General features: G+C 63.8%; 9 protein-coding genes. 2 read left to right on the forward strand and 7 right to left on the reverse strand.

The genetic code is table 11. The features are described 5' to 3' along the window. The first annotated feature begins 418 nt into the window (after positions 1-418). On the forward strand, positions 419-3295 hold the full coding sequence (locus FCT00_RS11860; protein WP_138423166.1) for an Rne/Rng family ribonuclease: 2877 nt from the start codon (positions 419-421) through the stop codon (positions 3293-3295). A 70-nt stretch (positions 3296-3365) separates the two neighbouring features. Here the strand turns inward: FCT00_RS11860 and ilvN are convergent, their stop codons facing one another. Together ilvN and FCT00_RS11870 are read right to left on the reverse strand one after the other, a co-directional pair. Beyond that, on the reverse strand, positions 3366-3929 hold the full coding sequence (gene ilvN, locus FCT00_RS11865; RefSeq protein ID WP_008328734.1) for an acetolactate synthase small subunit: 564 nt from the start codon (positions 3927-3929) through the stop codon (positions 3366-3368). A gap of 12 nt (positions 3930-3941) precedes the next feature. Further along, positions 3942-5696 (reverse strand): acetolactate synthase 3 large subunit, encoded by a 1755-nt coding sequence (locus FCT00_RS11870; RefSeq protein ID WP_138423167.1) that lies wholly within the window; start codon positions 5694-5696, stop codon positions 3942-3944. 470 nt (positions 5697-6166) lie between these two features. Between FCT00_RS11870 and FCT00_RS11875 the strand changes: the two genes are divergently transcribed. Further along, positions 6167-8029, forward strand: a complete 1863-nt coding sequence (locus tag FCT00_RS11875) for a PhoX family protein (RefSeq protein WP_171042968.1) — start codon at positions 6167-6169, stop codon at positions 8027-8029. A 68-nt stretch (positions 8030-8097) separates the two neighbouring features. Here the strand turns inward: FCT00_RS11875 and FCT00_RS11880 are convergent, their stop codons facing one another. From FCT00_RS11880 to FCT00_RS11900, 5 genes are all read right to left on the reverse strand, one after another. After that, positions 8098-8778, reverse strand: a complete 681-nt coding sequence (locus FCT00_RS11880) for a hypothetical protein (protein WP_138423168.1) — start codon at positions 8776-8778, stop codon at positions 8098-8100. Positions 8779-8859: 81 nt separating this feature from the next. After that, positions 8860-9696, reverse strand: coding sequence for an arginyltransferase (locus FCT00_RS11885; RefSeq protein WP_008328747.1), 837 nt, complete (start codon positions 9694-9696; stop codon positions 8860-8862). Between the two features lie 104 nt (positions 9697-9800). Next, on the reverse strand, positions 9801-10265 hold the full coding sequence (locus FCT00_RS11890) for an RDD family protein (protein WP_138423169.1): 465 nt from the start codon (positions 10263-10265) through the stop codon (positions 9801-9803). Positions 10266-10307: 42 nt separating this feature from the next. Beyond that, the gene (locus tag FCT00_RS11895) at positions 10308-10826 is read right to left on the reverse strand and encodes a DUF2852 domain-containing protein (RefSeq protein ID WP_138423170.1); all 519 of its coding nucleotides are present in this window, start codon (positions 10824-10826) and stop codon (positions 10308-10310) included. 125 nt (positions 10827-10951) lie between these two features. Then, positions 10952-11422 (reverse strand): YbaK/EbsC family protein, encoded by a 471-nt coding sequence (locus FCT00_RS11900; protein WP_138423171.1) that lies wholly within the window; start codon positions 11420-11422, stop codon positions 10952-10954. Positions 11423-11454: the final 32 nt, after the last annotated feature.

Here is an 11454-nt window from a genome sequence, read left to right on the forward strand (position 1 = left end):
CGGATCATTTTCGCCATTGTCATGACACCCCCCGGACCACTATGTTCAATGGGCGGTGGTCCGCTTGCCGGATGACCCGAAAGTTTCGCTGCTTGCACGCCGCACCGCGCGAGGATCGCGCAGGAGGCTGGGAGCAGACCGAGTTGGCCGCAAGGCCAGGGCAGGCGGGCATGACAAAACCCGAACGCCAGACATTCGTCCGGGGGCACAGACCCGTCCGGACCCGAACGGGCCCCATCAAGGGGTCGGAGAAGAAACGCGATGAGGCGCGACGCGGCACTGATGGGACATGACGCAGGGCAAGAGCCCGTGCGCAGCCTGCGTGCCACCGCACCGACGCTCGCCCAGACAAGACACCCCAAATCGACGACCGCTCCCCCGGGGGCGCCATTCGCATATGCGGGTGCAATGAGATCAAATGGCCAAGAAAATGCTCATCGACGCCACGCACGCGGAAGAAACCCGCGTTGTCGTGGTGGACGGAAACAAAGTCGAAGAATTTGACTTCGAATCCGAAAACAAACGCCAGCTAGCCGGAAACATCTACCTCGCCAAAGTCACCCGTGTGGAGCCCTCGCTTCAAGCGGCCTTTGTCGATTATGGCGGGAATCGCCACGGCTTCCTCGCGTTCTCGGAAATTCACCCGGATTACTACCAGATTCCGGTCGCCGACCGTGAGGCGCTGCTCGAGGAAGAGCGCGCCTATGCCGAGGCGCTCGAGCGTGAGGAAGAGGGGCGCAAGTCCCGCCGCAGCGCGCCCAGAGCCGAGGAAACCCGCTCGGACGACGAGGTCGTGACCAAGGACGCCGAGCCGCAGGGCATGGACGTGATCGACCTCGACGAAGGTGGGGAGGCTGACGAAGCCTCGTCCCCGATGGAACGGGTCGCGGATACGCCGGTCGAGGAACCCTCGGACGAGACGGGCGAGGATGTGGACGACGCCGAAGAGGGTGCCGATGCCTCCGACGAGGCCGAGGCTTCCGGCGACGACGACTCTGACTCGAAACCGTCCCGGTCGCGCCGCTCGCGGTCGCGCTCCCGGTCGCGGTCCAGATCGCGCCCGAGCGACGAGGAAGACGCCAAGCCGGTCGATGCGGCCGAAAAGGACGACACGATCGAATCCGTGGCCGACGACGACGACCACGAAGATATTCGCCCGCCGCGCAAACCGCGCCCGCGCAAGTACAAGATTCAGGAAGTCGTCAAGGTTCGCCAGATCCTGCTCGTTCAGGTCGTGAAAGAGGAGCGCGGCAACAAAGGTGCGGCGCTCACCACCTACCTGTCGCTGGCGGGTCGCTACTGCGTGCTGATGCCGAACACCGCCCGTGGCGGTGGCATTTCGCGCAAGATCACCAACGCGGTGGACCGCAAGAAGCTCAAGGAAATCGCGACCTCGCTCGACGTGCCGAAGGGTGCGGGGCTGATCGTGCGCACGGCGGGTGCCAAGCGCACCAAGACCGAGATCAAGCGCGACTACGAATACCTTCAGCGCATGTGGGAACAGATCCGCGAACTGACGCTGAAATCCACGGCGCCGGCGAAGATCTATGAAGAGGGCGACCTCATCAAACGGTCGATCCGTGACCTTTACAACAAGGACATCGACGAGGTGCTCGTCGAGGGCGAGGGCGGTTACCGGATCGCCAAGGACTTCATGAAAATGATCATGCCGTCCCACGCCAAGAACGTGAAGAACTACCACGACCAACTGCCGCTCTTCGCCCGCTATCAGGTCGAAAGCTACCTGTCGTCGATGTTCAACCCGACCGTTCAGCTGAAATCCGGCGGCTACATCGTCATCGGCGTGACCGAGGCGCTGGTCGCCATCGACGTGAACTCGGGCCGGGCCACGAAAGAGGGCTCGATCGAGGAAACGGCGCTCAAGACCAACCTCGAGGCCGCCGAAGAGGTGGCCCGCCAGCTTCGCCTGCGTGACCTTGCCGGTCTGATCGTGATCGACTTCATCGACATGGAAGAGCGCAAGAACAACAACGCGGTCGAGAAGAAGCTGAAAGACAAGCTCAAGACCGACCGCGCGCGGATCCAAGTGGGCCGCATCTCGGGCTTCGGGCTGTTGGAGATGAGCCGCCAGCGCCTGCGTCCCGGCATGATCGAGGCGACGACTCAGCCCTGCGCCCATTGCCACGGCACGGGTCTGATCCGGTCCGACGACAACCTCGCGCTCAACATCCTGCGTCAGCTGGAAGAAGAGGGCACGCGGGGCCGCTCGAAAGAGGTGTTGCTCAAGGCCCCGGTGGGCATCGTGAACTTCCTCATGAACGTGAAGCGCGAGCACATCGCGCAGATCGAGGCGCGTTATGGCATGGCGATCCGGCTTGAGGCCGATCCCTTCCTGATCTCGCCCGATTTCGAGATCGAGAAGTTCAAGACCGCGACCCGCAGCGTGGCCGAAGTGACCGCGCCGGTCGTCTCGGTCGATGCGTCGCTGATGGAGGATCTGGACGAGGATATCGAGGACGAAACCGAAGAGGATCAGTCCGAAGAGACCTCGGAAGCGTCCGAGACCAACGAGGACGACGATCAGCCGAAGAAAAAGCGCCGCCGCCGCCGCCGTCGCGGTGGCCGTGGCCGCAACAAGTCGCGCTCCGATGAGAATGGCGACGAGAGCGGCGACGAGGCGCAAGGGCAGGGTGAAGCCGCCGAGGCCCCTGCGGAGAGCGAAGGCGCGGATGCCGCGACCGAAGCGCCCGCCGAGGCCGACGCGACGCCCGAGGCTGCCGAAGCCGAAGCCGCGCCGGACGTAGCCGAGAAGCCCAAGCGCAAGCGTGCGCCGCGCAAGAAAAAGACTGACGAGGCCGAAGCCGCGCCTGCCGAGACGGAAGCCGAGAAACCGGCCGAGGCCGAAAAGCCCAAGCGCAAGCGCGCCCCGCGCAAGAAGAAGACCGACGAGACGGTCGAGGCGGTCGCGGACACGCCGACCGAGCCGGTGACCGAAGCGGTGGCCGAGCCGGTCACGGAAGCGCCGGAAACGGTGTCCGCGGCCACGGCCCCGGAAGCCGAGGTCGCGCCGGAGGTTGCGGACGAGACGCCCGCGCCGGTCGATGCGGCGATGGCCGAGGCCGACGCGACGCCGGAACCGGAAGCCACGCCCACGGGCAACGATCCCGAGGACATGCCGTCCGAGGCCGAGGCCCCGTCGCAGAAAAGCGATCCGGTCGTGGAAGAAACCCTTGCCCAGCCGGCGCCGCAGCCCGAACCGGAACCTGCGATGGCCGAGGGCGAGGCGGACGAGAAATCCAAGCCCAAGCGGCGCGGGTGGTGGAATCGGGGATAAGACCCCGGACGCCGGACAAACAAAAAGGGCGGGTCAAGCGACCCGCCCTTTCTCGTTCTATGTCAGGGCCTTACTCGGCCCCGCGTGACAGGGCCGCGACCCCGGTGCGCGCCATTTCGACCAGGCCGAGCGGGCGCATGAGGTCCGCGAAGGCGTCGATCTTGTCCGGCGCACCCGTCAGTTCGAAGACGAAGCTTTCCAGCGTGGAATCCACTGCATTGGCCCGGAAAATGTCGGCCATGCGCAGGGCCTCGACCCGTTTTTCGCCAGTGCCCGCCACCTTGAACAGCGCGAGTTCCCGTTCGACCGAAGCACCTTCGACCGTCAGGTCATGCACCCGGTGCACCGGCACGATCCGCCCGAGCTGGGCCTTGATCTGTTCGATCACCGCAGGCGTCCCGCCCGTGACGATGGTGATGCGCGACTGGTGCCCGGTGTGGTCGACCTCGGCCACGGTCAGCGAGTCGATGTTGTAACCACGGCCCGAAAACAGCCCGATCACGCGCGCCAGCACACCCGGTTCGTTGTCCACGATCACCGCCAGCGTATGCGTCTCGACGATATCCGAATTCGGATCGCGCAGGTCATAGGCCGACTTCTTGGAGGAGCCTTTTTTGATCTTGAGAGCGTTCATATCCTGTCCCCCTTACACCAGCACCGCGCCCGACGTACCGATCGCATCGGCGGTCGAGGCTTCACCCAGAAGCATCTTGTTGTGCGGCTCGCCCGACGGGATCATCGGGAAGCAGTTCTCGTGCTTCTCGACCAGCACGTCGAGGATGAAGGGACCGTCGTAGTCCAGCATCTCCTGAATAGCGTCGTCCAGCTCGGCGGGGTCTTTGACCAGCCGTCCCTTGCAGCCGAAGGCTTCGGCGAGTTTCACGAAGTCGGGCAGCGCCTCGGACCACGAATGGGAATAACGTTCGCCGTGCAGAAGCTCCTGCCACTGGCGCACCATGCCGAGCCGTTCGTTGTTCAGGATGAATTGCTTGATCGGAAGGCGGAACTGAACCGCCGTCCCCATTTCCTGCATGTTCATCAGCCACGAGGCTTCGCCCGCCACGTTGATGACCACGCTGTCCGGGTGCGCCATCTGCACCCCCACGCTCGCGGGCAGGCCGTAACCCATCGTGCCCAGACCGCCCGAGGTCATCCAGCGGCCCGGCTCGTCGAAGCCCATGAACTGCGCGGCCCACATCTGGTGCTGGCCCACTTCGGTCGTCACGTAACGGTCCATGCCACGCGTGATCGCTTCCAGCCGCTGAAGCGCGTGCTGCGGTTTGATGGTCTGAGTCGAGTTCTTGTAGTCGAGGCAGTTCACCTCTTTCCACGCGTCGATCTGCTTCCACCAGTTCCCCAGCGCCTCGACATTGGTCTTGCGCCCGCGCGACTTCCAGATGCGCAGAAGGTCTTCGAGCACGTGGCCCACGTCCCCGACGATGGGCAGGTCGACATGGATCACCTTGTTGATCGACGAAGGGTCGATGTCGATATGCACCTTCTTCGAGCCGGGCGAGAACGCGTCGATGCGCCCCGTGATCCGGTCGTCGAACCGCGCGCCGACGTTTATCATCAGGTCGCAGTCGTGCATCGCCATATTGGCTTCGTAAAGCCCGTGCATCCCCAGCATCCCGAGCCAGTTCTTTCCCGACGCCGGATAGGCGCCCAGCCCCATCAGGGTCGAGGTGATCGGAAAGTTCGTGGCATCCACCAGTTCACGCAAGAGCTGGCTCGCCGCCGTGCCGGAGTTGATGACCCCGCCACCGGTGTAGAACACCGGGCGTTCCGCCGCTTCGATCATCTCGGCCAGACGGGTGATCGCGTCGATATCGCCCTTCACCTGCGGCTGGTAATGTTCGGTGCGCGCCTTCTGCGGCTCGACGTAAGTGCCTTGGGCGAATTGCACGTCCTTGGGGATGTCGATGAGCGTCGGGCCGGGGCGGCCCGTGGTCGCGACGTGGAAGGCCTGATGGATCGTGTCCGCCAGCTTGTTCGTGTCCTTCACCAGCCAGTTGTGCTTGGTGCAGGGGCGGGTGATGCCGACCGTATCGGCCTCCTGAAACCCGTCGGTGCCGATCATGAAGGTGGGCACCTGACCCGTCAGCACGACGATCGGGATCGAGTCGAGCAGCGCGTCGGTCAGACCCGTGACCGCGTTGGTCGCGCCGGGGCCGGAGGTGACGAGCACGACACCGGGTTTCCCGGTCGAACGGGCATAGCCCTCGGCGGCATGGACCGCGCCTTGTTCATGGCGCACCAGAACATGACGGATGTCGTTTTGTTGGAACACCTCGTCATAGATCGGAAGAACGGCGCCGCCGGGATATCCGAATACCGTGTCCACACCCTGATCCTTCAGGGCCTGAACCACCATTTTCGCGCCGGTCATCTGACGTGTCATGTCTCTCTCCGTGTGGGCGTCGCGCCCGTATCTCCGGTCATAAAAAAGCCCCCGATTTTCTGTCGGGGGCGCATGGGGAACCTTCAGGGGTCCGTTACCGTCCCATGCGCCTATTTCCTACGATGACTACAAGGCTTTCCACGACCGCTCTCCTTTGTGGTGCGGGGACATTATGGGTCGGCTGTCGGGGCGTCAACGCCAAATGGCTGAATAAAGTGTCGCACCAGCGGATTTTGGCGACATTTTCTTTCCTTTTCGCGGCCCTGAAGGGGGATTGTGAAAATGCGAGCGTGCTCGAGAGGCCGACTCGGGTGTTTTCAGGCGGGAAGAAACGCACCCGTGATAGGGTCCGGTCGAATTTTACACGGCTGTCATGGAAGCGACTCCGCTTTGTCACAGCTCGAAACGAGGCTCGCGCACGGACGCCGACTCGGCGCACCCGAACAGCCAGCCAATAAGGAGCAAGCCCCGTGAAAGACCAAGACACCTCGAACCTGTCGTGGGACGAATTCGACGAGATGCGCGACCCGCGCCCGGCGACCAATGATTTCGACGCCGTCGTGGAACGTGCCATCACCCGTCGCGGCTTTCTGGGTGGGGCGCTGGCCTTCGGCTCGGCCGCGACCGTTTTCGGTTCGGCCATGCTGACCTCAAGCCGCGCTCAGGCTGCGGCCCATGGCGGTTTCGGGTTCGAGCCGATCGACATCGCCACCGATTTCGACATCCACGTGCCCGAAGGATACGAGTGGAAAACGCTCGTGCGCTGGGGCGATGCGCTCTGGACCGAAGCCGATGGCGCCTATGACGCCGAAACCGGCGTTTCGCCCGCCATGTCGGACAAGGTGTTCGGTGAGAATACGGACGGGATGGAGACGTTCTTTGTCGATGGCAAGGAACTGATCGCCGTGAACTCGGAATACGTGAACCCCAAGATCAACCTGCCCGCCGCCTCGGACGGCACGCCTCAGAGCGCGGACGAGGTGATGCTCTTGAAGAACCTTCAGGGTGTGACGGTCATGGAGGTCGCGATGAACGGCGGCACCTATGAGGTGGTGAAGGACAGCCCCTACAACCGCCGCATCACGCATGAAACCCAGATGACGATGGACGGCCCCGCCGCCGGACATGCGCTCGTGCAGACCAACGCCGACCCCGAAGGCATGAGCCCCAAGGGCACGATGAACAACTGCGGTTCGGGCAAGACGCTGTGGGGCACCTACCTGACCTGTGAAGAGAACTTCAACGGCTACTTCGGCGCGACCGGCGGTTATGACGAAACCGACGGTCTGTCGCGCTACGGCATCGGCGGCGAGGGCCGCTATGCTTACGAAAAGTTCGACCCGCGCTACGACCTGACCGCCGAACCGAACGAGCCGAACCGGCACGGCTGGATCACCGAGATCGACCCGACCGATCCCGAAAGCACCCCCGTCAAGCACACCGCCCTTGGCCGCTTCAAGCACGAGAACGCCGAGATGGTGCAGGCCGCCGATGGCCGTGTCGTTGTCTACATGGGCGACGATGAGCGGGGCGAGTTCATCTATCGCTACGTCTCCAACGGCACCTTTGCCGAAGGCGGCTCGACCGAGGGTCTGCTGTCGGACGGTCAGCTTTACGTCGCCAAGTTCAAAGACGACATGACCGGCGAATGGGTGGCCCTGACCCCCGAAGCCACCGGCATGACGCTGGAAGAAACGCTGGTCTTCTCGCGCATCGCGGCCTCGGCTGTGGGCGCGACGTCGATGGACCGCCCGGAATGGATCGCGGCGAACCCGCTCAAGGCCGAGGCCTATTGCGCGCTCACCAACAACTCCAAGCGCGGCGGTGACGCCATGCCGGTGAACGCGGCCAACCCGCGTGAGACCAACGAATACGGTCAGATCGTGCGTTGGGCTCCGGCGGGCGACGACCACGGCGCCGACACCTTTGCGTGGGATCTCTACGTGATGGCGGGCAACCCGGCGGTTTACGACAACGCTTACGGCGGGTCCGAGAACGTCACCGACGGCAACATGTTCAACTCGCCCGACGGCATGGCGTTCGACAGCAAGGGGATGCTGTGGATCCAGACCGATGGCGACGATTCGAACGAGGGCGACTTCGCCGGGCAGGGCAACAACCAGATGCTCGTCGGGAACACCGAAACCGGCGAAATCGCCCGCTTCCTTACCGCGCCCAATGGGGCCGAAGTGACGGGCCTGTGCTGGAACGAAGACAACACGGTCGCCTTCGTCGGCATCCAGCATCCGGGCGGTTCGTGGCCCGATGGCAACGGCAAGCCGCGCTCGTCGATCATTCAGGTCTGGCGCACGGACGGTGCCCCGGTCGGCTGATCCAACGCATTTGATGACGGTCGGGCGTCTCCCTCACGGGAGGCGCCTGTTTTTTGGAGCGGAGCAGATCAGTCGGCGTTATCGGGTTCCGGCTCGGCCTTGCGCGACGGGCCCCAGAGCACCTCAAGTTGCGGCAGGAGGAGCGAGACGAAAATCGCGACGACGGCGGCGATGGCCGTGGCGGCGGGGCTGGTGACGATGGGGTCGCCGGGGGTCGCGGCGGCCCAGGCCCAGAACGCGATGACCGAAGACAAAAACGGCCACATCGGAAAGGTGAGGACCGACGGGGTCGCAGGCTTCCCGGCCTTTTCGCGGGCCGCGGCGGCTGCGTCCTCCGCCCGTTTTTCAACCTTGTAGTCCACGAAGACATACAGCCAGATCAGCAGGTGGCAGGCCACGAACAGGTAGGGCCAGAACACCGCGCCATCGGTCTGGCCAAGCCCGTTGAAGATCGCAAGCCCGGTGATGTAGAACGCCATGATCTCGGCCGGGAAATACTGCCCCAGCACGTCGAGGGCCGAGGTGACCTTGGCCTTGGCGGTGCCGGGGTCGTCGTCCGCATCCGGCTTCGGCTCCTGCGCGGCGGCTGCGGCGATCCGGGCTTCCAGAGCCTCGACGCTCTCGCCGTTGTCGCGGGCAAGGCGGGCGAGGCCCATGACCTCGTCCATGTCGAGCTTGAACGATGGATCGGGCACCTTGGCCGACCGTTGAGCCGCGTAATTGCGCTGTAATGACCCACGTATTGACATGGCTGTCCCCCGAAAAAACGTCGAATACGAACCCGTTCTGAAAAATGCGCGGGATCAGTCTAGCGTCTGGGGGGCGTTTGACTAGCGCTTCTTGACCGGCTGCGCGCCGGGCAGGGCGATCTGGGCGACCTGTTCGGCGATCGGATCGTTGGACAGCGGATGCTGGCGCGTGTCGAAATTCTCGGCGTCTTCCATCGGGGTCCACTGACCGCCGACATAGACCTCGAGCGCCGCGAACTTGGCCTTGTAGTCCATCTTGGGCGATCCGGGCACCCAGTAGCCGAGGTAGACGTAAGGCAGCCCCGCCTCCTGCGCGAGCCGGATGTGATCGAGGATCACGTAGGTGCCGAGGCTGTCGGCGTGGCGGGCGGGATCGTAGAAGCTGTAGACCATCGACAGCCCGTCATCGAGCACGTCGGTCAGACAGACGGCGGCCAGATCACGGGTCCGGCGATCCTCGGACCGGACGGAATATTCGATCACCCGCGATTTGATCGGGGTTTCCTCGATCATCGCGGCGAATTCGAACACGTCCATGTCGGCCATACCGCCGTCGGCATGGCGCGCGTCGAGGTATTTGCGGAAAAGCTCGTACTGTTCCTCGGTCGCCCAGGGCGCACGGGTGCGGCGGGCGAGCTGCGCGTTCTTCTTCTCGGTGCGCCGCTGGCTTTTCGACTCGGTGAAATCCTTGACCCTGATCCGGGCGGACAGACACGCGTTACAATCAGAGCATGACGGGCGATAAAGCACGTTCTGGGACCGGCGGAAGCCCTGCTTGGACAGGGTATCGTTCAGCGCCTCGGCCTGCTCGCCCTGAAGCGCCGTGAACAACTTCCGCTCCAGCCGACCCTCGAGGTAAGGGCAGGGCTGCGGCGCAGTCACGTAGAACTGCGGGGCGAGGGGAAGAGTGTGACGCATAGAGACGCGAAGTGTTCGGTGGTTTCGGACCCAGTTTCACGAAACCTATCAACGAAACCTTAACCCGCCAAGCCCCGCAGGGCATTTGGGTAAATCACCGCCGGTCACATCCGCGCGGAGCGGTTGATCGCGGCGGTGCCCAGCACGAGGTCGGTGAGGCCCTGACCCCGATCCCCGGTCATCATAAGGATGATGGATGCGATCTGCGGCAGGACGAAGGACATCGACAGGGTGTAGCCCAGCGTGTGCATCACGGCGGTCCCAAGGTCGAGCCGCTGGCCGTCATGCCGCCGGATCTCGATCGACATCAGGCGCATCCCCAGCGTGGCCGACCCGTTGGCGAGTGTCACCACACGGTAGACGAACCCGACGACGAGCCACAGGAAACCTGCGAAGAAAAAGCCGATCCCGACGGTCAGCAAAATGAGAAGCAGGACGAGGCCGACCACGATCAACGTATCGAACACCCAGGCCAGCGCGCGCTTGGCGGGCACATCGGCATAGAACTCCGACTGGTAGTCGGGATCGGGCAGTCCGGTATAGGTGGCGGTGTTCATCATGGTCCCCATATGGAAAAGGCGGTCGGCCCCGACAAGCGGGGCCGCGCGATCTTATTTCGGCTCTTTCGCCACGACGGCATCGTCGTCGCCGTCCTCGTCGTCCGAGCTGTCTTCGATCTGACCGCTGCGGGCCGCATCGGCGCGTTCGTTCATGAACTGGTCGAACTCCGACTTGTCCTTGGCCTGACGCAGGCGGTCGAGGAACGCCTCGAACTGCTCCTGCTCGTCCATCAGGCGTTGCAGGGTTTCGGCCTTGTAGGAATCGAAGGCGGTGTTGCCCGAGCTTTTGAAGCTGCGTCCGCGACCGTTGTCCCAGACATAGGCGTAGGTGTCATGGCCGTGACGGCGGCCGTGGCGGTGACGGCCATGCGGGCCGTTGCAGGATTTCGAGAACATGCGTTTGCTCCAGATCATGTACATCAGAAGGGCGAGGCCCACGGGCCAGAAGAAGACGAACCCGAGGACCATGAGCGCGATCCACGCGCCCTTGCCCCGTTCGTCGAGCCAGGCCTCGGTCTTGTTGAACCAGCCCTCGGACTTCGGAGGGGCGGTTTCGCTCATCGTCGTCATAGTGTTTCCTTTCTGCACGGATGGTGCGGTGTCGGTGCGATGTGAATTCCTTTCACATTACCAAGATCGGGACCGCACCCCGGCATTTCAAGGAAAAATGTGAAGGCTTTTCACATTAATTTCGATCAGACAATGAAATCAGTGACTTGTGCGCCTGTCAGCCGCTCGATATCGCGGGGATCCACGGAGAATATGTGCCGTGGCGTGCCTGCTGCGGCCCAGATCACGTCGAAATCGAAGAGCCGGGGGTCCATGAAGGCCCGGATCGGGTTCAGGTGCCCGATGGGGGCGACCCCGCCGATGGCAAAGCCCGTCTGCGACCGGATCAGGCCTGCATCGGCCTTGCCCAAAGCTTCGCCCGCCGCCGCGCTGGCCTTGGCGTCGTCCACCCGGTTGCCGCCTGCGGTCAGGAACAGGATCGCCTGCCCGTCGTCCTCGCCGCGAAAGATGATCGACTTGACGATCTGGTCGATCTCGCAGCCCGCCGCGCGGGCCGCATCCGCCGCCGTGCGCGTGCCCTCGGCCATTTCGAGGATGGTGATGTCCAGCCCGGCCTCGGCCGCCGCCCGTTCGACGCGTTTCAATGACTTGCTCATGGCGGCATCATGCACGGGCGGATCGGCTTGAC

Source organism: Maritimibacter alexandrii (assembly GCF_005871115.1).
In the GTDB taxonomy this organism is placed as follows: domain Bacteria; phylum Pseudomonadota; class Alphaproteobacteria; order Rhodobacterales; family Rhodobacteraceae; genus Maritimibacter; species Maritimibacter alkaliphilus.

What these genes read in the sequence shown, in the direction of transcription:
- FCT00_RS11860 (WP_138423166.1), top strand. Translation starts at nt 419, where the DNA reads ATGGCCAAGAAAATGCTCATCGACGCCACGCACGCGGAAGAAACCCGC.
- ilvN (WP_008328734.1), bottom strand. Translation starts at nt 3,929, where the DNA reads ATGAACGCTCTCAAGATCAAAAAAGGCTCCTCCAAGAAGTCGGCCTAT.
- FCT00_RS11870 (WP_138423167.1), bottom strand. Translation starts at nt 5,696, where the DNA reads ATGACACGTCAGATGACCGGCGCGAAAATGGTGGTTCAGGCCCTGAAG.
- FCT00_RS11880 (WP_138423168.1), bottom strand. Translation starts at nt 8,778, where the DNA reads ATGTCAATACGTGGGTCATTACAGCGCAATTACGCGGCTCAACGGTCG.
- FCT00_RS11885 (WP_008328747.1), bottom strand. Translation starts at nt 9,696, where the DNA reads ATGCGTCACACTCTTCCCCTCGCCCCGCAGTTCTACGTGACTGCGCCG.
- FCT00_RS11890 (WP_138423169.1), bottom strand. Translation starts at nt 10,265, where the DNA reads ATGGGGACCATGATGAACACCGCCACCTATACCGGACTGCCCGATCCC.
- FCT00_RS11895 (WP_138423170.1), bottom strand. Translation starts at nt 10,826, where the DNA reads ATGACGACGATGAGCGAAACCGCCCCTCCGAAGTCCGAGGGCTGGTTC.
- FCT00_RS11900 (WP_138423171.1), bottom strand. Translation starts at nt 11,422, where the DNA reads ATGAGCAAGTCATTGAAACGCGTCGAACGGGCGGCGGCCGAGGCCGGG.